Below are 20,954 nucleotides of genomic sequence, written 5' to 3' on the forward strand. Positions count from 1 at the left end.
ATCGGCAATATAGAAAGTTTCGCTTTAAATTAAAGCCTCAAAAAAACTTTTATAAAAAATTTACATTTAATTTTATCAAAAGTGTAACAAACCAAAAAAAACACCGTCATTAATAAAAACCATTAGACGCTACTTGAATATAACTAACCAAAATATCGAAGAATTAATAACATTGTGCAAACAAAAGAATCAAAAAGCACAATTTGAAGTATACAACAGATACTGTAAAGCCATGTATAATGTTGCGTATCGTATTGTAAAAGACGAACACTATGCTCAAGATGTTATGCAAGAAGCTTTTCTTAAAGCATTCACCAAAATTGATGACTATAAACAAGAAGTCGCTTTTGGAGCTTGGCTCAAGAAAATCGTAATTAATTACAGTATTGATTTTTACAAAAAAAACAATAAGTTTCAAATAGAAGATCTTAGTAAGACTTTATATAAAATAGAGGAAAATGATAGTTTCTTTTCTGAAAATCTAGATCTGGATTCTCTGAAGGTAAAACAAGTCATGGAAGCTATTTTAAGCTTAAAGGATAACTATCGAATGGTTTTGACCTTATTTTATATTGAAGGGTACGATCAAGAAGAAATAAGTGAAATACTTACTATTAGCTATGCCAATTGCCGGACTACATTGAACAGAGCTAAAAACAGTTTAAGAAAAAAATTAGAGGAGATATGAAATCGCCACTTAAACAATTTTGTGGGAACAAAGAACTAATTATCAAAAAGGCGATACTATATATCACCTCTAAAAAATAAAAATTTGGATATATGAAAAAGGAAAATGACAAACTAGACCAATTATTTGAAAAATTTGAAAACCAGTGGGATATCCAGGAGATGGAACCTCAACATGAAGCAGATTTTTTAAATAAATTAAAGAAAACAAAACCGAAAAAGAATTATACAATTACATATGCTATCGCAGCTTCGATAGTACTTATGCTGGGGATTTCTGTGTTTTTTAATGCAAATCAAAAACCAAAAGAATTAAAATTTGCCTCACAGGAAACCAAAAGAACTGATTCGATTTTTGGAGCTCTAATTGCCAATGAACTTGAAAAACTTCATGACAAGAAATCGCCCGAAAACGAGCAAATAATTAGCGATGCCCTTAAACAAATGAAAGTTATGGATAATGATTATGCAAAAATCATTACCGAACTACAAAAAAATGGCGAAAACAAACAGATTATTTACGCTATGATTAGCAATTTACAAACCCGTATTTCATTCTTGCAAAATGTATTAACCCGTATTGACGAAAATGAAAAATTTAAAAACAGCACTCATGAAAAAACACTATAACTTCCTTATCTTATTACTGATAATTCCCTTTTTAGGATTTGCAAATGACGATGGTTATTCGACAAAGCAAAAAGTTATCAAGAAAACCTATATCGTTAACTCTGATGCTGGAATAGATATAGACAGTAAATACGGAAATATCACGGTTACAACCTGGGATGAAGATAAAATTGATATTGAAGTAATTATAAAAGTATCTGGAAACAATGAAAACTGGGTAAACGAAAAATTAAACAGTATCAATGTAAATATCACAGCATTAAAATCAATGCTTACTGCCAGCACAAGCATTGGGAACTCAACATACAAAAGCAAAGGAAGTAATAATAGTTTTGAGATTAATTACACCTTAAAAATCCCGAAAAATGGAACTGTAAAGCTTAATAATAAATACGGAAATATCACTACAGGAGATTTAGCATCAACTACAGATATCTCTTGTAAATATGGGAAAGTAAATCTGGGCAGATTAAATGGGAATGCAAATACAATTCATATAGAATATTGTCAAAACTCTAGCATACAACACATTAAAAACGGAAATCTAGAAGCGAGATATTCAGGACTTAAAATTAATAGTGCTGGAAGAATTAATCTTGACACCAATTATACTGATATTGTTATGGGGGATGGTCAGAATATTAGATACGATTGTAATTACGGAACATTTAAATTTCAGAAAATGGGTTCTATTGCAGGAGCAGGAAATTATCTGACTGTTAATATTGGTGAAATTTTAAATACATTAAGCATAGATCTTAATTATGGTAATCTGGCTGTAGGCATCATAAACGAAAAAGCCAATAATATAAATGTTACCTCTGGATATTCAGATGTATCAATTGGATATGATAGCAACTATGCTTTCGACTTTGATATTTCGGCAAGATATTCTGGCATAAAAACCGATTCTTCTCTTCAGATTTCTATTAGTGAAGAAAAGAGTAATGCAAAAAAAATCGACGGGTTTTACAAGAAAAAAGGACAAAACAAAGTCGTTCTTACCTCAAGTTATGGAAGTATATCATTAGTTAAAAAACAATAAAACAATAAATCATTAAAAATCAATCAAAAAATGAAAAAATCAATTCAATTATTAGTTTGTAGCGTATTCTTTTTAAGTACAGTTGCCAATGCACAATGGTCTAAAGAACGCATAAAAGGAAATGGAAAAGTTGTAACCAATACTCGCTCAACTGGCTCTTATGATGATATTAAAGTAATGGGATCGTTTGATGTCGATTTAGTTGCAGGAAAAGAAGGTGCAATTATAGTTAAAGCCGAAGAAAATTTACAACAGTATATTAAAGTTGAAGTTGAAGGCAATGTTCTTAAAATTTACACCGAAAAAAACAAAAATATTAGTTCGAGCATGGGTAAAAACATCCAACTAACTATTCCTTTCGAAAAAATATCTAGTGTTACACTTTCAGGATCTGGAGATGTAAGATCTAAGAGTACAATAAAATCTGATTCTTTTTCGGCAGCGTTATCAGGCTCAGGAAATTTAGATCTAGATGTTGACGCAACTTCATTTAACCTTGCTGTAAGTGGTTCCGGAGATGTTGTTTTAAAAGGAAATACTGGAAATTTCACAACAAAATTGTCTGGTTCTGGCGATATCGATTCAGATGCATTAAAAGCTAAAAATGTAGATATTACCATTTCTGGATCTGGTGACAGCAAAGTTTTTTGTAGCGAAAACCTAAAAGCCAGAGTTTCGGGTTCAGGTGATATTCAATATAAGGGAGATCCTAAAACAAAAGACACCAAAGTAAGCGGCTCAGGAAGTATCTCGAAAGCCTAAAAAAATAAAGATCACAAAGAAGCAATAATTATTAAACAAAAAAAAACTAACTATGAAAAATATAATTATTGCTTTTTTATTAAGCATTGGTTTTTCATGCTCAAGTCAGCAAAGAATAAATACTCTTAGCGAAAAAGAAATTTTCGCATCTATAGATAAAAATGCCAATGCATTACTAAAAGATTCAAAAGCCTATTCGGTTTCTATTGGTGTAATAAAAGACGGTAAAACGTATACCAGACATTATGGCGAAATAGATAAAGGAAAAGGGAATAAAGCCACAAACGAAACGCTGTTTGAAATAGCGTCTACTACTAAAGTATTTACAGGAACTCTTGTTGCAAATGCAGTTTTAGATGGAAAATTAAAATTAGACGATGATATTCGAAAGTATCTCAATGAAGGATTCCCGAATTTAGAATTTAAAGGAACTCCTATCAAAATAAAAAATCTAATTACACACCGAAGCGGAATTCTAACTCCTTTTCCTGATACCAAAGAAATAAGACAAAAATTTAGTCCTGATAGCTTTCTTGTTCATAAAAACAGGCTAGATAAATCTTACACCAAAACTGATTTTTTTAACGCTTTAAGAAAAGTAAAAGTTGATACTTTACCAGGCTCAAGTGCAGCGTTTAAATACGGAGCTTTAGGTCCTGAATTATGTGCACATATTTTGGAAAATGTTTACAAAAAAAATTATGAAGACCTATTGCGTCAGGTGATTTTTGACAAAGCAGGAATGAAAAACACAAAGGTAAAATTAGCTCCTAATGATGTTCTTGCTAATGGTTATAACGGAAGTGGATTGTTAATGACCAATTTATCAAGCAATCTTTGGGGAGCTTCAAAAATGCTAAAATCAACAATGAGTGATTTAATCAAATTCATAAAATTTGAATTAGATACGACCAATAAGGTTGTAATAGAATCGCATCGAAGAATCTATGTAAATGGTGATATGGGCTATTTTTGGGAAATTCAGGAAGACAGTAACAAAAAGCTTAGTTATGCCAAAGATGGTGGCTCTAATGGCACGCAAAATATGCTGAAAATATATCCTGAATATAATTTAGGTTTTATAATTATTATGAATCAAAGCGATAACAATTCGGGCACTTACCTTGAAGCTGCATCTCTAGGTTTATTGACCGATTTAAAAAACTCTGGCAAATAAAGCTGAAGGGATATAATCCCTAAAAAACCCTTTAAAACTCGATAAAAATGAGACGGATAATTTATATTTTCCTTCTGGTGCTTTCTTGTGCCCTGTCTTTTGGGCAAAAAAGAGAATATACGGAAAAACCAGCAAATAAAATCATCGTCCTAGATAGCCTAAAGGCTAGCACTGCATCATTAATGACGAAGTATAACCTTAAAGGACTGAGTGTTGCTGTTTTTGAAAACTATAAAATGATAACACCAAACAAATGCTTCCTAAAATCGAAAACAGAATGAACAAATAAATCATTAGCTATAAAGATTAATTAGTGTTTCAAACGTCTTCTTTTTAGCTATTAATCAAAAAAATAGAAATCATGAAACAAAAATTACTTTTTCTCATTGTTTTTTTAAGTTGTTCTATGATTATTGGACAACCAAACAAGCAAAGAAATTTAGATTCTTTAATGAGATCAGCAAATGAAACAGGGATATTCAATGGGAATATAATCGTTGCCAAAGAAGGTAAAATCATTTATGTGTCACAATTAGGATATACCGATTACACTAAGAGCAAAAGACTCTGCTACGAATCCTCTATGCCTATTGGCTCTATTAGTAAAGAATTTAATGGTGTTGCAATACTACTATTAAAAGAAAAAGGAAAGCTAAAACTGGAAGATAAGGTTTCTGATTACTTGACCTATTTACCTGAATGGGCAAATGAAATTCAAATACAACATCTTTTACAATACACTAGCGGTTTACCTAGAATATCAAAAACTACCGATACTGAGTATATTTCGGAATTAAATAAAATTAAAAAACTAGAATTTACTCCCGGAAAAGGATATAATTATAGTAATGCCAATATATTTCTTCAGCAGGAAATCATAAAGAAAATCACCTCTCTTTCTTATCCTGATTTTATAAAAGAAAATCTTTTTAAACCACTAGATATTGAAGGTGGAGAAATCCCTAAAGACTCCATACTTTCTTTAAATATGGCAGGTTCATTTGATAATGATTATAAAGAAACAACCTTTATTCATGGTGGTGGCGAAATGTATTTTACCATTAGTGATTTATTTTATTGGGTTAAAGGTCTGCATGATGGAAAATTAATAAATCAAAATTCTTTACATATACTTTCGCAAAGCTTTGATGCAAGCTCTGAATCCAGTTTAGGAAATGTGGTTATTAAAAAAGGAAATCTTCTGGAGCATTCTCATCAGGGATCAGGAAACAATTATGAGTCCTTTGTTTTTTATAGAAATAAAGAAGATGTAATCATAACCATGATAGCCAATAATCAAAATTTTAAACTTCCTGAAATTGCAGAATCAATCATTAATATCCTGGATAACAAACCTTTCTCTTTACCCAAAAAATCTATTTATTTAGAGATTAGAGGTAAATTACTTGATAATTACGATTCCGGTATTGCATTTTACAATCATATTAAATCAAAAGAAAAAGATAAATACGATTTCTCGAATGAAGTTTCAGATTTAGTTAATACGGGAAAATACCTTATGAGAAGAGATAAATATGATGATGCTATCAAAATATTTACGATAAGTGCTACTACTATAGACCTTTCTAATTTAAATAGAAATTCAAATACGTATACTTTAATTGGCGAATGTTATTTAAAAAATAAAAACAAAAAAATGGCAACAGTTTTCTATAAAAAAGCCTTAGAAGTAGATTCGACTAATAAATTAGCTCAAGAGATGTTAAAAGAAATTGTAAACAAATAATTTTTACTTCGCCACAACATATTAATAGTGGCGAAGTAATTATCATATAATTATATTTTACTTATTTACCATGTCATTTTTAGGTATTCTTCTTAATAGAAAAATAGCTACTACAAAAAAGATTCCTAAAATTACAATCGCTGCGCGCGGACTTCCCGTTATTTGATCAATTATACCGTAAACACACATTCCGATTACAATTCCAACTTTTTCAGCCACGTCATAAAAACTAAAGAATGAAGCAGTATCTTCTGTTTCAGGTAATAACTTGGAATACGTAGAACGTGACAACGCTTGAATTCCTCCCATTACAAATCCAGCAACTGTAGCCATCACATAAAAATGAATTGGTAATGTGATGAAAAAAGCAAGTGCACAAAAAATTGCCCAAATAATATTAATTACAATCAAGGTTGGAATATTTCCAAATTTTGCAGAAGCTCTCGAAGTAAATACAGCACCAATAACAGCTACTAATTGAATTATTAAAATACATTTAATTAACCCAATAGTGCTTTCTTCTTCGGATGACCATTGAATTTCCTGTGCTCCAAAATAAGTAGCAACAAGCATAACGGTTTGAACTGCCATACTTGAAACGAAAAATCCGCCCAGATATCTTCGTAAAGGAATATTTTGTTTCAATAATGCCCAGACTTTTTTTAATTCTTTAAAGCCATTAAAAATTACAGATGTAGTTAATTTTTCTCCTTTGTCTTTACTTCCTTTTGGTAAATAATAATAAGTATACTGACTAAATAATATCCACCAAACTCCTACCATTAAAAAGGAATAACGCATAGCCACATTTGAAGCTTTTTCTGTTTCTGTTCCTTCAATTCCAAACCATTCTGGTTTCATTATCATAGCTAAATTGAGAAGTAATAAAACAACACTACCTATATATCCTAAAGAATATCCTTTGGCACTAATCTTATCCTGCTGCTCTACAAAAGCTATATCTGGCAAATACGAATTATAAAAAACTAAACTTCCCCAATACCCTAGTAATCCCAGAAAATAAAATGCTAATCCTACGTATATATTCTCAAGGTTAAACCAATATAATCCCATACAGGATAAGGCTCCCATATAGCAAAAGAACTTCATAAATGTTTTTTTGTCTCCCACATAATCAGCAATTCCTGATAATAACGGGGAAATAAAAGAAACAACCAAAAAGGCCATCGCAGTTATAAAACTAATTAAAGCAGAATTTTTAAGATTCATTCCGAAAACTTGAATGTAATGATTACGTTCTGCAAACAAAGCTTCATAAAATATTGGAAATACTGCTGAGGCTATAGTAAGCGTATAAACCGAGTTTGCCCAATCATAAAATGCCCACGCATTTAATAATTTCTTATCTCCTTTTTGTAAGTTTTTCATAAAAATAGTTTCGTTAATAGGCTGCGAATTTATCTATTTATTATTTGTAATTAAATAAATTTCTGAAAAACATATATTAAATAATATGTTGTTAATAAAAATTTATCCTTCTCAACCACATCATTTTACAACTCGATAAAAAGCCTGAAAAATAGTTATGTTTTCTTAAAACAAAACACGCCTTAATTCAAAAAGCAAAATATAGTCTTATTTAACCATTTTAATAATCTATTGGGGTAGTTTCAGCGCGTACATCATGATATTTTTGTTCTAAACTTAAAAAAAACAAACTATGAAAAAAGTACTGTACTTATTTATTGCCAGTTTTATCACATTAACATCATGTTCTAGTGATAATGATTTAGGGAAAGACCTATCCGCTACTGCGAATGATCCTAGTAGAGTGATTAATGCATCTGGATCGGCTGATGGGGTGACTTATAAACTTCAGGACTTAGCAGTAAACCCTGATTTAACAAAAATTTCTTCTGAAAATGCTACAATTTCTAGCTCTGAAGCAGATATGGAAAAAGGTAAATTTGAAGTTGAAGCTTCATCTTCTGAAATGAGTGAAAAACTTATCTCAGGAAATTTAATTTACTTAACATCTGATAGTGGTAAAGTATATTTCAGAAAAATTTCTAATGTTACTAAAAATAACAATAGCTTTTCATTAGAAACAACTGATGCTTATATTGGAGATTTATTCCAAGGAGGTTCTATTGAACTTTCAATGGATGTGCAAGAAAGCGAAAAAGCGTTAAATTCTAAAAAGACTTCATTGCTTACAGCAAGAGGAAACTATGATAACACTTTTACTTATGACATCTTCAATAATGTCAAAGACTACAAATCAAACGGTTTTACATTAAGCCCAAACACTTCTGTAAATTCAACTCTTAATATCAAAATAGGATTTGGAAAATCTAAGTTACTTCCTAACGAGATAGAAGTGTATTACCAAATTAATAGTGCTATCAATCCGTTCTTTACGTTTGATGGAGCTGTAAATAAAAAATATGCTTACAACCTAATCGACAATGTTCCTGCAAATATCTTAGACTTACTTAAAAAAGTAGAAATAGATGTTGATATTCCAGCTGGTGACCTTTTAGGAGATCTTCCTGCTAAAATAAGCATTGATGAAATTTCGTTTCCAATGGAAGTTCAGGCTAATGTAACAAAAGCATCTCATTTTGCTATCAATTCTAACGGAACATTCAAAATTGGTTTTGCTTATTACAACGGTATACCTGGTAAAAAGAGCCATTTCATCTATGAAAATAACATCACAAATGCAAAAGTTACTGAAAGTGATTTAGTAGGAGAAGTTATCTCGGATATGAAAATAACAATCAAACCTAAAATTAAATTATTAGATTCTAATATTTTAGATATAAAAGGAAATATTGTATTCGGAATTAAGAGTTCTACTATCGGAAATGGAAGTATCTCTCAAACATCAGCTTTTGCTTCTACAGGAGATTTCTATTCTTCAGGAGTTTTCTCTTTCGGAGCTTTAGGAATAAATGCATATACTACAGAATTATTTAATGAAAACAAATCATTGTGGAATGTTGGAAACTATAACAAAACAATGACTGTATCTAATTTCAGATCTGTAAAAACCTCTTCATTACCATGTAGCGGACTTTATTCTTATGGTTTTGATATTACTTTAGACTATAAATATCCACTTGCTGGAAAAGCACTTTCTGGAAACTTACAAGTTACTTATGATGTTTATTCAGATACAGGAACTGTATTAGAAACTGCAAAAACAGTAACAGTTGCTGCTAAAGATATCACAGCAAATAGCTTTAAATTTAACCTTTGTATTCCATTCAGAAAAATCAATATTCTTAGTGTTGCAAAAACAAGTAACATTAAAAACATTGTTATCAAAGATGCAAATGGTTACACCGCTACTGGAGTAATTAATCCTGCTACAAATAGCGTATATCCACAAATGACTGTTACTAAATAACACTCAAACAAAATAGTAAATAAAAAAGATTGACTTTAAAAGGTCAATCTTTTTTTATTCATACAAGTAAATCTATTTTGAACACTAATTTTACGAATTAACACAAATTTTAAAAGTGAAATTCGTTTTTTTTTATCTATCTAATCGCAACTTAAGCCTAGAGAAATTTTACCTAATAATTCCAACCTTAAGAGCAGTAGCTTTTGCTTCTGGAATTAAAGCATTCAGATTAGCAATTCTAGTAGCATCAGATGGGTGTGTACTAAGAAATTCTGGCGTTTGTCCCGAAGATTGAGCCGACATTCTTTTCCAAAAAGCTATAGATTCATCTACGTTATATCCTGCAATTGCCATAAGCGTTAACCCTATCTTATCAGCTTCACTTTCATTATTTCGGCTAAATGGGAGCATCACTCCTACTTGTGAGCCAATTCCATAATATTTTTGCCACATTTCTTGCTTGTCAGCGCTCTGGCTACCTGTTACCGCAGCAACTCCTACTGCACCTAATTGTTGTAATTGAGCTGCACTCATACGTTGTGCACCGTGATTAGCCAAAGCATGCGAAACCTCATGCCCTAAAACTGTTGCTAAACCAGCATCATCTTTAGTTACTGGTAAAATACCAGAATAAACTACAATTTTACCTCCTGGCATACACCAGGCATTCACCTCTTTATTATCTACCAATTTATATTCCCAGCGATAATCTTTAAGATATTGAGATTGTCCTAAGTAAGTTAGATACTTTTCGGCCGCTGCTTTAATTTTCATTCCAACAACTTCAACTCGCTTAGCATCGGCAGTTCCTGTAATTACTTTATTTTCTTTAATAAAAGTATTATACTGCTGAAACGAAGATGGAAATAACTCACTATTAGAAACAAAATTAAGACTCTTTTTTCCTGTAACAGGATTTACTGCACATGAATACACTGAAGCTATAGTGAATATTCCCAACAATAATTTATTTCTCATGACTTTTACATTTAATGACATACAAAAATACGATTATTCTAAATTTATTTTTTATACAATTCGTTTAAAAAATATCATAATTAGATTATTATCCCATGCATCGCACATTTATTAAATTATAACTTATCAATAGATTTTATTAATTGTGTTACTTTTATATTTTTAAAATTTGATTACAACAAAAAGCTCCTTAAAACGTATTATAATGTCTAAAAAAAAGCCTAGCCCTACAGAATCATTAAAAGTTCCTCAATTTATAATATTTACAGGCAAACTCCTTAATTTCATTTCACCTAAGTGGGTTACTTCCTATGCAATAAAACTTTTTATAACTCCAATAAAACATAAAGTTCCGAAAAGAGAACTAGAAATGGATCATAAAAGCATCCAGAATACAATAAAAGTTCCTGCGATTAATAAAGAAGTTGTTGTTTATAAGTTTGGCCAAAGCAAAAAAAAGATTCTATTGGTTCATGGTTGGTCAGGCCGCGGAACGCAATTATTTAAGATTGCCGATGAACTACTTAAGCATGGTTATGAAACCATAAGTTTTGACGCTCCTGCTCACGGAAAATCTCCTGGAAAAACTACTCATATGGTAGATTTTATTGCTTCAATCTTAGAGATTGAAAAACAATATGGTCCTTTTGAAGCTGCAGTCGGGCATTCATTAGGTGGTATGTCTGTATTAAACGCTATTAAGCAGGGACTAAAGATTAATCGAGCAGTACTTATTGGCAGCGGTGATATTGTTCAGGATATTGTTGATGACTTTGTTGCTAAACTAGAATTAAAACCAGAAATAGGCATTCGTTTACGTGACTATTTTGAAGAAAAGCACAACATAAAAATGAATGATTTTTCGGCATATATAGCCGCAGCAGCTGTAACTATTCCTGTCTTGGTTATTCATGATAAAGATGACCCTGAAGTTGCCGTAAAAGCTGGAATTCATATTAATGAACATTTACAAAATGGTACACTAATATTAACTGAAGGATTAGGTCATCGAAAAATATTAGGCAATACTAATGTTATTAATAAAACCGTACAATTTATCGAACATAAGTAACTAATTTTGTTAGTCTTACTTTTTGATAAAAATAAATTAAAATAAAACATATGAAATATCCAATCGAAAAAACAGAACAAGAATGGAGAGAGCAACTTGGTAATGACCGTTATCAAGTACTTCGCCAAAAAGGAACTGAACGCCCGCATACTGGAGAATACAATCTTCATTTCGAAAAAGGTGTTTATTGTTGTGGTGCTTGTAATGAACCTTTGTTTGAGAGCAACTCAAAATTTGATGCGCATTGTGGATGGCCTTCATTTGATGAATCGATTCCAGGTAAAGTAGAATATATCTCGGATGTGAGCCATGGTATGAAAAGAACTGAAATTTTATGTGCCAATTGCGGAAGTCACTTGGGACATGTATTTAACGATGGTCCGACTGAAACTGGACAACGCTATTGTGTAAATTCCTTATCGATAGATTTTAAAGACAAATAGTCATGGATTTATTTGGAGATTCGCCAAATTGGAAAGAAAATCTAGAGCCTCTTCTTGCTAAATATAAGGGAAGAAAACATCCTTTGGATTATAAAAACACGTATCAGCTGCTTGTAATGGTCATATTGTCTGCACAAGATTCTGATGCAAATATTAACTCCATTGCACCTACATTCTTTGCTAAATATCCAAATATGCAAAGTCTTGCTGCAACAAATCTGGAAGAACTTTTTGCTGACATTAGTAAAGTTAGAAACTACAGAACGAAAGCGGAATGGTTAATAGAAATTGCAAATACTCTTAAAAAAGATGAAAACATCCCGATGACAATGAAAGATCTGGTTGCTTTAAAAGGTATTGGTCGAAAATCTGCAAATGTAATTTTGAGAGAATCGAAAAAACCTGCAGAAGGAATTATTGCTGATTTACACGTTATACGTGTTGCTCCAAGAATTGGATTAACAAATGAATCTAAAGATGGTAATAAAGTAGAGAAAGAATTAATGCAGATTTTACCAAAGGATATTTGGGGAGAAATAGGAATGGTAATATCATTTTTAGGAAGAGAAATTTGTCGTCCAAAACCAAAATGCAATGAATGTCTGATTAACTCACATTGCAATTATTATCTCAGTTCTTAAAAATTAATAGAGAAAGAAGATGCACTGCGGTACATCTTTACAAAGCATAAAAAAACCGAGATATAAATCTCGGTTTTTTTATGCTTGCAAAATAATTTTACATTTTTGCTTTCAATGCTTTGTATTCAGCTGTCATTTCAAGTGCGCTGTAAACGTTTAAAAGTGTCTTAGAAATATCCTCATTTTTAGGATCTAACTCAGAAGCTTTTTTAAGATAAGGAATTGTGCTTTTAAAAAGATTATTTCTTTTAGCTTTCAATTCATCATAACGCTTCATATCTTTTGCAGATGTTCCAAGCTTATTCATTTCATCAATTATAGGCTTTTCGTCCTCTAATTTTAATGCAGCCAGGTTAATATAAGCATTAGTATAATCAGGCTTGATTTCGATTACTTTAGCATAATATTTCTCAGCATCAGCAGCGTTTTTAGCATTTCCGCTAAGTACACCTAAATTAAAAAGTAAATCAGGATCGTTTGGATTGTTTTTCAAAACCTCACCGATTAATTTTTTATAAGTCTCAAAGTCCTTAGTTTCTAAGTATAAATTTGCCTCAGTCAAGATTAATGAAGAATCTTCTGGATTAGCAGCTCTAGCTTCAGCTACTGCTTTTTTAGCTTCTTCAATTTTACCACTTTGAACTAAAATAAGAGTGATGTTTTTATAAATCTCACCTCTTTTAGAAGGAGAAACTTCTACTCTTGGTTTTTCATGAGTTCCAATCTTAACAGCAAGATCTCTTTCACTTGCAGTATTAAATGCATTTTCTTCTCCTGAAGCTTTGTTTGTTGCTAAGTAAGCTGTTCCTTTTCCTGAATAGTTCAGTTTTTTTAATTCTTCATACAAAGGTAAAGCAGCTGTATAGTCTCCTGCATTTACATAAGTAGAAGCAGCATAATACAAATTAATAGTATCCTTTTTGTCTAACAAATAAGCATCATATATTTTTTTTGCACCATCAGCATTTTTATTAGCTTTTGAATCTGCTATAGCTCCATTAATCAATCTTCCTTTGATATCAGTAATTGAAGCAGCAGCCTGAGTTGAATACTTAACTTTTCCTGATGTTTTTTCAGTATCAATTAATGTTTTATATGCATCTGCAGCAAGTAGAAGGTATTTACTTTCTTCTACTCCTTTTTTTGCCATATCTAAATAAGCATTTCCTTTTACGAAATAATATTGAGCTTGCTCAGTATCTTTTGCATTTACAATTAGGTAATCTGCTGCATCCAGAATAGTAATAGCCGATTTAGAATCGCCATTTTTCAATGCTTTTTCAGCGTCTTTAATTTGATCTTTTTGAGCAAAAGTAGCTACCGATATCAATAATGCTGACGCTAGTATTACATATTTACTTTTCATAATTCTAATTTTTGATTTATTTAAATTGTTTGTTGGGTTCTTATTATTTATTCTTCAGACTCTTCCTCTTCTTCTGAATCATCTCCGTCTTCGTCCTCAACATCATCTTCGTCGTCTTCATCGTCTTCAACAACTCCATCGTCTTCAAGAACTTCTAAATCTGGTTTTACTCTTTCGATAACACTTTCGATAACATTACCATCTTCGTCAACAATAACTTCTGCAACATCATCTTTCATAACTTTAGTAACAGCTGCAATAGAATCTTTACCTTTAAGGTTAATTAATCGAACACCTTGCGTTGCACGACCCATTACACGTAAATCTTCAATAGCCATTCTAATTGTTAATCCAGATTTATTGATAATCATTAAATCATCAGCATCTGTAACTGCGTTAATAGAGATAAGTTTACCTGTTTTTTCGGTAATATTAAGAGTTTTCACTCCTTTTCCTCCACGGTTAGTAATTCTGTAAACATCTTCTCCATCATCATCAACTAATTTAGTACGTTTACCGTATCCGTTTTCAGTTACAACAAGGATTTGTGAATCGTTAACGTTGTCTTTATCAACAGTAACCATACCAATTACTTCATCAGTATCGTCTTTTAAGGTAATTCCACGAACTCCAGAAGCTGTTCTTCCCATCGGACGCGTTTTAGTTTCCTCAAAACGAACCAATTTACCTGACTTAACAGCTAAGATAATTTGGCTTTCTCCGTTAGTTAATTTAGCTTCAAGTAATTCATCACCATCTTTAATTGTAATTGCAGCAACACCATTTACTCTAGGTTTAGAATATTTCTCTAAAGAAGTTTTCTTAACCTGTCCTTTTTTAGTTACCATTACAAGATTATGACTATTGATGTAATCTTTATCTTTTAAGTCTTGTGTACAAATGAAAGCTTTTACTTTATCATCACTCTCAATGTTTACTAAGTTTTGGATTGCTCTACCTTTTGCCGTTTTACTTCCTTCTGGAATTTCATAAACACGCATCCAGAAACATTTTCCTTTTTGGGTAAAGAACATCATATATTGGTGGTTGGTCGCTACGAACATATGCTCAAGGAAATCCTGATCTCTTGTTCCTGCACTTTTTTGTCCAACTCCTCCTCTATTTTGTGTCTTATATTCTGTTAAGTTTGTACGCTTGATATAACCTGCATGCGAAATTGTAATTACAACATTCTCATCGGCAATTAAATCTTCGATACTTACGTCTCCACCAGAATATTCAATTAATGAACGACGCGCATCTCCGTATTTATCACGGATTTCGATAAGTTCTTCTTTAATCAAATTAGTTCTTAAGTCTACATCTGCTAATAATGCTTTCAAATGATCGATTAATTTCATCAATTCATTATACTCATCTCTTAACTTGTCTTGTTCCAGACCTGTTAATTGACGTAAACGCATCTCTACGATTGCACGTGCCTGAATATCTGATAATTTAAATCTTTCGATTAATTTCTCACGAGCTTCTTCGGTGTTTTTCGAACCTCTTATTAAAGCAATTACTTCATCAATATTATCAGATGCAATAATTAAACCTTCTAAGATATGAGCTCTTTCTTCTGCTTTACGTAATTCAAATCTTGTTCTACGAACTACAACATCATGACGGTGCTCAATAAAATAGTGAATCATATCTTTTAGATTCAACATTTGTGGGCGACCTTTTACCAGTGCAATATTATTTACACTAAAAGAAGATTGTAATGACGTATATTTATATAATGTATTTAAAACTACATTAGGAGTTGCATCACGTTTTAGGATATAAACGATACGCATACCATTTCTATCTGATTCATCACGGATATTTGCGATTCCATCAATTTTTTTATCATTTACCAAATCAGCAGTACGTTTGATCATTTCTGCTTTATTAACTTGGTATGGAATTTCGGTAACGATGATACATTCTCTACCATCTACCTCTTCAAAACCTACTTTGGCACGCATTACAATACGTCCTCTACCTGTTTTAAATGCTTCACGAACGCCTTCGTAACCATATATTATACCTCCTGTTGGAAAATCGGGAGCTTTAATATGAGTAATTAATTCGTCAATTTCAATATCGTTATTGTCAAGATACGCTAATGTACCATTGATAACTTCTGTTAAGTTGTGTGGTGGCATATTTGTAGCCATACCAACTGCAATACCTGTTGCTCCGTTAACCAATAAGGTAGGAACTCTGGTAGGCATTACTTTAGGCTCATATAAAGTATCATCAAAGTTCAATTGAAAATCAACTGTTTCTTTTTCGATATCAGCCATTATTTCTTCTGAAATCTTACGCATTCTAGCCTCCGTATAACGCATTGCTGCCGGGCTATCTCCATCTACAGAACCAAAGTTACCTTGGCCATCCACTAATAAATAACGTAAACTCCATTCTTGAGCCATACGTACCATGGCATCATATACTGAAGTATCTCCGTGTGGGTGATACTTACCTAAAACCTCCCCTACGATTCTCGCAGATTTTTTGTGGGCAGATTTTGATGTTACTCCTAAGTCATACATTCCGTAAAGAACTCTTCGATGCACTGGTTTCAAGCCATCTCTAACATCTGGAAGTGCTCTTGATACGATTACTGACATCGAATAATCGATGTAAGCTGATTTCATTTCATCCTCTATGTTAATAGGAATTAACTTTTCTCCTTCAGACATAAGTTGTTATATTAAAAAATTATATTAGTTTCAAAACGTGCCAATATACGCCTTTTTGAAATTTTTGAGGGCATTTTCCCCTACTTATTTCAATGATTTATTAACAACTTTATTTTACATTTTAGTTAATAATTTAAATCTTATTTAACTCTTTTATTATTATTTTTTTCGTCCCTTAGCTGACATGAGTTTCTAATGGGTATGGTTTTTGTTTTTCATACACTAATTCACTAAATTTACAATACTAATTATATATTATGGATGATAATTTTTCACCAAGAGTAAAAGATGTTATTACCTACAGTAAAGAAGAAGCCTTAAGATTGGGTCACGACTTTATTGGTACTGAACATTTGATGCTAGGCATTTTAAGGGATGGAAACGGAAAAGCCATTCATATATTAAATAACCTAGCAGTCGATTTAGAGCATTTACGTAGGAAGGTCGAAATACTGAGCCCTGCCAATCTTAGTGCCGAAGTCAATGTAGAGAAAAAAAACCTGCACCTCACACGTCAAGCTGAGAGAGCGCTAAAGACTACATTTCTAGAAGCCAAAGTATTCCAGAGTTCATCTATTAGTACGGCACACTTGCTTTTATGCATCTTACGAAACGAAAACGATCCAACAACCAAGCTATTGAATAAGCTAAAAATAGATTATGATATAGCTAAAGAACAATACTTAAATATGACTCCAAGCGAAGAAGAATTTTTAGAAAACTTGCCAAGAAACGAATCATATAATGATGATTCAGGACAAGATGACAGTCTTAAAGAAGGAAGTTTTAATAATCCAGCCAATAAGTCCAACAAAAAATCAAAAACACCTGTTCTAGATAATTTTGGGAGAGATTTAACAGAAATGGCAGAGGAAGGGAAACTAGATCCTGTTGTAGGGCGTGAGAAAGAAATTGAACGCGTTTCGCAAATTTTAAGCCGTAGAAAAAAGAACAACCCTTTATTAATCGGTGAACCTGGAGTAGGAAAATCTGCTATTGCCGAAGGACTAGCCTTGCGTATTGTTCAGAAAAAAGTATCCCGTATCTTATTTCACAAACGTGTAGTTACCCTAGACTTAGCAAGCCTTGTAGCAGGAACCAAATATCGTGGTCAGTTTGAAGAACGAATGAAAGCTGTAATGAACGAGTTAGAGAAAAATGATGATATCATCCTTTTTATCGATGAAATTCATACTATCGTTGGTGCTGGAGGTGCAACTGGATCTCTAGACGCTTCGAATATGTTTAAACCTGCCTTATCAAGAGGAGAAATCCAATGTATTGGAGCAACAACACTTGATGAATACAGACAATATATAGAAAAAGACGGTGCTTTAGAGAGACGTTTCCAGAAAGTAATTGTAGAACCAACTTCTGTTGCAGAAACAATTGAAATCTTAAACAACATCAAAGACAAATACGAAGATCACCACAACGTAACATATACTCCAGAAGCAATCGAAGCTTGTGTGAAATTAACAAACCGATACATGTCGGAGCGTTTCTTACCAGACAAAGCAATTGATGCTCTTGACGAGGCTGGATCTCGTGTGCATATTACTAATATTGATGTTCCTAAACAAATCCTTGATCTAGAACGCCAACTAGAAGAAGTACGTGAACTGAAAAACGTAGTTGTTAAAAAACAAAAATACGAGGAAGCTGCTAAACTTCGCGATGACGAAAAGCGTATCGAAAAAGAACTAGCTATAGCTCAGGAACAATGGGAAGAAGACTCTAAAAATAATAGAATTCTTGTAACCGAAGATAATGTTGCCGATGTAGTATCTATGATGACAGGAATTCCTGTAAACAGAATTGCACAAACAGAAAGCAACAAATTAGCCAAACTTCCTGAATTAATTCAAGACAAAGTAATTGGTCAAAACGAAGCTGTTTTAAAAATCGCTCGTTCTATACAACGTAACAGAGCCGGTCTTAAAGACCCAAACAGACCTATTGGATCATTTATTTTCTTAGGACAAACTGGTGTTGGTAAAACACAACTAGCAAAAGTTCTGGCAAAAGAATTATTCGATTCTGAAGATGCTTTAGTACGTATTGACATGAGCGAATACATGGAGAAATTTGCTATTTCTCGTTTAGTTGGAGCGCCTCCGGGATACGTTGGTTACGAAGAAGGTGGACAATTAACCGAAAAAGTTCGTAGAAAACCTTATTGTGTGGTACTTTTAGATGAGATTGAAAAAGCACATCCAGATGTATTTAACATGATGCTTCAAGTTCTAGACGATGGTTATTTAACAGATAGTTTAGGTCGTAAAATTGACTTTAAAAACACTATAATTATCATGACTTCTAATGTTGGAGCAAGACAATTAAAAGATTTTGGTCAAGGAGTAGGATTTGGAACTGCTGCAAAAATTGCTCAAGCCGATGATAATTCTAAAAGCATTATCGAAAATGCATTGAAGAAAACATTTGCACCAGAATTCTTGAACAGAATTGATGATGTTATTGTATTCAATAGCTTAGAGAAAAGCGATATCGATTTGATTATCGAAATTGAACTTAAAAAACTATACTTACGTGTAGAAGAGTTAGGTTACAAATTAAATCTTACCGATAAAGCCAAAGCTTTCATCGCAGATAAAGGTTTCGATAAGCAATTTGGAGCAAGACCATTAAAAAGAGCGATTCAGAAATACGTTGAAGATATATTGGCAGAAGAAATAATTACTTCTAAAATTACTTCAGGCGATGAAATCTTAATTGATTTAAATGAAGAATTACAAGAACTTACTGTTGATGTTCATAAAGCAGAAGAACCAACAAATCAATAATATAATTTATTTTTTATAACAAATCATAAACCCGTTACGTTTTTTATAACATAACGGGTTTATTCTTTATATGAAATCGGTCAATTATTAAAAACAAATATTTACTTTTGATTAAGTAAAACAAATCAAATTATGCTTCAAAATAAAGTCATCTTAGGTAGCGAAGAATGGTGCTCATTTCCTGAATTGGGAATCCCTACAATTAAAGCACGTGTAGATTCGGGTGCAAAAACCTCGGCGATGCATGCCATTAACATAGCTCCTTTTATAAAAAATGATGCAAATTGGGTTAAATTTGATATTAATCCGATACAAAACAATACAAAAACAATAATACATTGCGAAGCTCCGCTAGTAGACAAAAGGGTTGTAAAAAGCTCTAGCGGTTTTAGAGAGCAACGCTATGTTATACAAACCAGCCTAAAAATTGGTGATACCAAATGGCCTATAGAAATGACTTTGACCAATCGAGATTCGATGGGTTTCAGAATGCTTTTAGGTCGAGAAGCAATGAGTGGCAGAGTACTTGTTGATCCTGAGGAAAAATATCTTTTAGGGCAACCGTCATCTGATACACTAAAAGAATTATATCAAAATTCTGAAAAAGCAAGTTCTGGTTTACGAATTGGTCTTTTAGCCAGTAATCCTGAATTATATAGCAACAAAAGAATCATGGAAGCTGGCGAAATGCGAGGTCATGATATGCAGTTTTTGAACATCAAAGAATGCTACATGAAACTCGATGCCAAAACTCCAGAAATTCATTATCGTGGCGGAAAAATTCTAAATGAATTTGATGCTATTATTCCGCGTATTCGCCCAAGCATAACTTTTTATGGCTGTGCATTAACACGCCAATTTGAAGCCATGAAGGTTTTTTGTTTAAACTCTGCTTCAGCAATAACCCAATCACGCGATAAACTATATTCTTTACAATTATTATTGCATAGCGGAATTGATATTCCGACAACTGGTTTTGCTAATTCTCCTTTAGATACCGACGATTTGATAAAAATGGTTGGAGGCTCTCCTTTAATCGTAAAACTATTAGAAGGAACTCAAGGAAAAGGTGTTGTATTAGCCGAAACAAAAAAGGCTGCAGAAAGTGTTATAAATGCCTTTAAAAGCTTAAATGCTAATATTCTGGTACAAGAGTTCATTAAAGAAGCAAACGGTAAAGATATACGCTGTTTTGTAATCGACGGAAAAGTAGTTGCAGCTATTCAGCGTGAAGCTATGCCTGGTGAATTTAGAGCAAATATTCACTTAGGCGGAACTGCATCGATATTAAAAATAACTAGCGAAGAAAAAAGAATCGCCATAAAAGCTGCCAAAGCAATGGATTTAAAAGTTGCTGGTGTAGATATTATACGTTCATCAAAAGGACCTTTATTACTAGAAGTAAACTCTTCTCCTGGTTTAGAAGGAATTGAAGGAGCGACTAATAAAGATGTTGCCAGTGAAATGATAAAAGCTATCGAAAAGAATTTTAAACTTAGATAAGTTTTTAGTGTACAGTTGCAGTTTACAGTC

At 32.3% G+C, this 20,954-nt stretch carries 16 protein-coding genes; 12 read left to right on the top strand and 4 right to left on the bottom strand.

The window, feature by feature from the left end:
- The first annotated feature begins 133 nt into the window (after positions 1-133).
- The 6 genes from AC3IPI_RS21205 (at position 134) to AC3IPI_RS21230 (ending at position 6,048) form a co-directional block, all read left to right on the top strand.
- Positions 134-688 (top strand): RNA polymerase sigma factor, encoded by a 555-nt coding sequence (locus AC3IPI_RS21205; RefSeq protein ID WP_035627285.1) that lies wholly within the window; start codon positions 134-136, stop codon positions 686-688.
- Between the two features lie 92 nt (positions 689-780).
- Entirely contained in the window at positions 781-1,317 is a 537-nt protein-coding gene (locus tag AC3IPI_RS21210) for a hypothetical protein (protein ID WP_039114591.1), read from the top strand.
- Entirely contained in the window at positions 1,301-2,362 is a 1,062-nt protein-coding gene (locus tag AC3IPI_RS21215; RefSeq protein ID WP_489155539.1) for a hypothetical protein, read from the top strand. Before AC3IPI_RS21210 ends, AC3IPI_RS21215 begins: the two co-directional genes overlap by 17 nt.
- Positions 2,363-2,392: 30 nt before the next feature.
- Positions 2,393-3,124, top strand: coding sequence for a head GIN domain-containing protein (locus tag AC3IPI_RS21220; protein WP_489155541.1), 732 nt, complete (start codon positions 2,393-2,395; stop codon positions 3,122-3,124).
- 52 nt (positions 3,125-3,176) lie between these two features.
- Positions 3,177-4,301 (top strand): serine hydrolase domain-containing protein, encoded by a 1,125-nt coding sequence (locus AC3IPI_RS21225; protein WP_489155543.1) that lies wholly within the window; start codon positions 3,177-3,179, stop codon positions 4,299-4,301.
- A gap of 361 nt (positions 4,302-4,662) precedes the next feature.
- Positions 4,663-6,048: a serine hydrolase domain-containing protein gene (locus AC3IPI_RS21230; protein ID WP_489155545.1), complete on the top strand. Its 1,386-nt coding sequence runs from the start codon at positions 4,663-4,665 to the stop codon at positions 6,046-6,048.
- Between the two features lie 57 nt (positions 6,049-6,105).
- On the opposite strand, the gene AC3IPI_RS21235 is transcribed toward AC3IPI_RS21230, so the two are convergent.
- A complete protein-coding gene (locus AC3IPI_RS21235) occupies positions 6,106-7,437 on the bottom strand; it encodes an MFS transporter (protein WP_489155547.1) in 1,332 nt (443 codons plus the stop codon).
- A 292-nt stretch (positions 7,438-7,729) separates the two neighbouring features.
- Here AC3IPI_RS21235 and AC3IPI_RS21240 point away from each other — a divergent pair, with 292 nt between their 5' ends.
- On the top strand, positions 7,730-9,424 hold the full coding sequence (locus AC3IPI_RS21240; RefSeq protein ID WP_489155549.1) for a hypothetical protein: 1,695 nt from the start codon (positions 7,730-7,732) through the stop codon (positions 9,422-9,424).
- A gap of 168 nt (positions 9,425-9,592) precedes the next feature.
- Here AC3IPI_RS21240 and AC3IPI_RS21245 read toward each other — a convergent pair whose 3' ends face one another.
- A complete protein-coding gene (locus tag AC3IPI_RS21245) occupies positions 9,593-10,402 on the bottom strand; it encodes a M48 family metallopeptidase (RefSeq protein ID WP_489155551.1) in 810 nt (269 codons plus the stop codon).
- A gap of 205 nt (positions 10,403-10,607) precedes the next feature.
- Here AC3IPI_RS21245 and AC3IPI_RS21250 point away from each other — a divergent pair, with 205 nt between their 5' ends.
- From AC3IPI_RS21250 to AC3IPI_RS21260, 3 genes are read left to right on the top strand one after another with little or no spacing between them, the layout of a single operon-like run.
- The gene (locus tag AC3IPI_RS21250) at positions 10,608-11,474 is read left to right on the top strand and encodes an alpha/beta hydrolase (protein ID WP_489155553.1); all 867 of its coding nucleotides are present in this window, start codon (positions 10,608-10,610) and stop codon (positions 11,472-11,474) included.
- A gap of 50 nt (positions 11,475-11,524) precedes the next feature.
- Positions 11,525-11,917 (top strand): peptide-methionine (R)-S-oxide reductase MsrB, encoded by a 393-nt coding sequence (msrB, locus tag AC3IPI_RS21255; RefSeq protein ID WP_039120421.1) that lies wholly within the window; start codon positions 11,525-11,527, stop codon positions 11,915-11,917.
- Between the two features lie 2 nt (positions 11,918-11,919).
- A complete protein-coding gene (locus AC3IPI_RS21260) occupies positions 11,920-12,558 on the top strand; it encodes an endonuclease III domain-containing protein (protein ID WP_489155554.1) in 639 nt (212 codons plus the stop codon).
- A 97-nt stretch (positions 12,559-12,655) separates the two neighbouring features.
- Here AC3IPI_RS21260 and AC3IPI_RS21265 read toward each other — a convergent pair whose 3' ends face one another.
- Positions 12,656-13,924, bottom strand: a complete 1,269-nt coding sequence (locus AC3IPI_RS21265) for a tetratricopeptide repeat protein (protein WP_489155556.1) — start codon at positions 13,922-13,924, stop codon at positions 12,656-12,658.
- Between the two features lie 47 nt (positions 13,925-13,971).
- Entirely contained in the window at positions 13,972-16,617 is a 2,646-nt protein-coding gene (gene gyrA, locus AC3IPI_RS21270) for a DNA gyrase subunit A (protein ID WP_039114604.1), read from the bottom strand.
- Positions 16,618-16,874: 257 nt separating this feature from the next.
- Here gyrA and AC3IPI_RS21275 point away from each other — a divergent pair, with 257 nt between their 5' ends.
- Together AC3IPI_RS21275 and rimK are read left to right on the top strand one after the other, a co-directional pair.
- Positions 16,875-19,421, top strand: coding sequence for an ATP-dependent Clp protease ATP-binding subunit (locus tag AC3IPI_RS21275; RefSeq protein ID WP_489155558.1), 2,547 nt, complete (start codon positions 16,875-16,877; stop codon positions 19,419-19,421).
- Positions 19,422-19,553: 132 nt separating this feature from the next.
- Entirely contained in the window at positions 19,554-20,924 is a 1,371-nt protein-coding gene (rimK, locus tag AC3IPI_RS21280) for a 30S ribosomal protein S6--L-glutamate ligase (RefSeq protein WP_039114607.1), read from the top strand.
- Positions 20,925-20,954 lie beyond the last annotated feature (30 nt).

This window comes from Flavobacterium sp. GL_143 (assembly GCF_057834355.1).

Bases quoted from the DNA above. Each gene is read 5' to 3' on its own strand.
- AC3IPI_RS21210 (WP_039114591.1), top strand. From the start codon at position 781: ATGAAAAAGGAAAATGACAAACTAGACCAATTATTTGAAAAATTTGAA.
- AC3IPI_RS21215 (WP_489155539.1), top strand. From the start codon at position 1,301: ATGAAAAAACACTATAACTTCCTTATCTTATTACTGATAATTCCCTTT.
- AC3IPI_RS21220 (WP_489155541.1), top strand. From the start codon at position 2,393: ATGAAAAAATCAATTCAATTATTAGTTTGTAGCGTATTCTTTTTAAGT.
- AC3IPI_RS21225 (WP_489155543.1), top strand. From the start codon at position 3,177: ATGAAAAATATAATTATTGCTTTTTTATTAAGCATTGGTTTTTCATGC.
- AC3IPI_RS21230 (WP_489155545.1), top strand. From the start codon at position 4,663: ATGAAACAAAAATTACTTTTTCTCATTGTTTTTTTAAGTTGTTCTATG.
- AC3IPI_RS21235 (WP_489155547.1), bottom strand. From the start codon at position 7,437: ATGAAAAACTTACAAAAAGGAGATAAGAAATTATTAAATGCGTGGGCA.
- AC3IPI_RS21240 (WP_489155549.1), top strand. From the start codon at position 7,730: ATGAAAAAAGTACTGTACTTATTTATTGCCAGTTTTATCACATTAACA.
- AC3IPI_RS21245 (WP_489155551.1), bottom strand. From the start codon at position 10,402: ATGAGAAATAAATTATTGTTGGGAATATTCACTATAGCTTCAGTGTAT.
- AC3IPI_RS21250 (WP_489155553.1), top strand. From the start codon at position 10,608: ATGTCTAAAAAAAAGCCTAGCCCTACAGAATCATTAAAAGTTCCTCAA.
- msrB (WP_039120421.1), top strand. From the start codon at position 11,525: ATGAAATATCCAATCGAAAAAACAGAACAAGAATGGAGAGAGCAACTT.
- AC3IPI_RS21260 (WP_489155554.1), top strand. From the start codon at position 11,920: ATGGATTTATTTGGAGATTCGCCAAATTGGAAAGAAAATCTAGAGCCT.
- AC3IPI_RS21265 (WP_489155556.1), bottom strand. From the start codon at position 13,924: ATGAAAAGTAAATATGTAATACTAGCGTCAGCATTATTGATATCGGTA.
- gyrA (WP_039114604.1), bottom strand. From the start codon at position 16,617: ATGTCTGAAGGAGAAAAGTTAATTCCTATTAACATAGAGGATGAAATG.
- AC3IPI_RS21275 (WP_489155558.1), top strand. From the start codon at position 16,875: ATGGATGATAATTTTTCACCAAGAGTAAAAGATGTTATTACCTACAGT.
- rimK (WP_039114607.1), top strand. From the start codon at position 19,554: ATGCTTCAAAATAAAGTCATCTTAGGTAGCGAAGAATGGTGCTCATTT.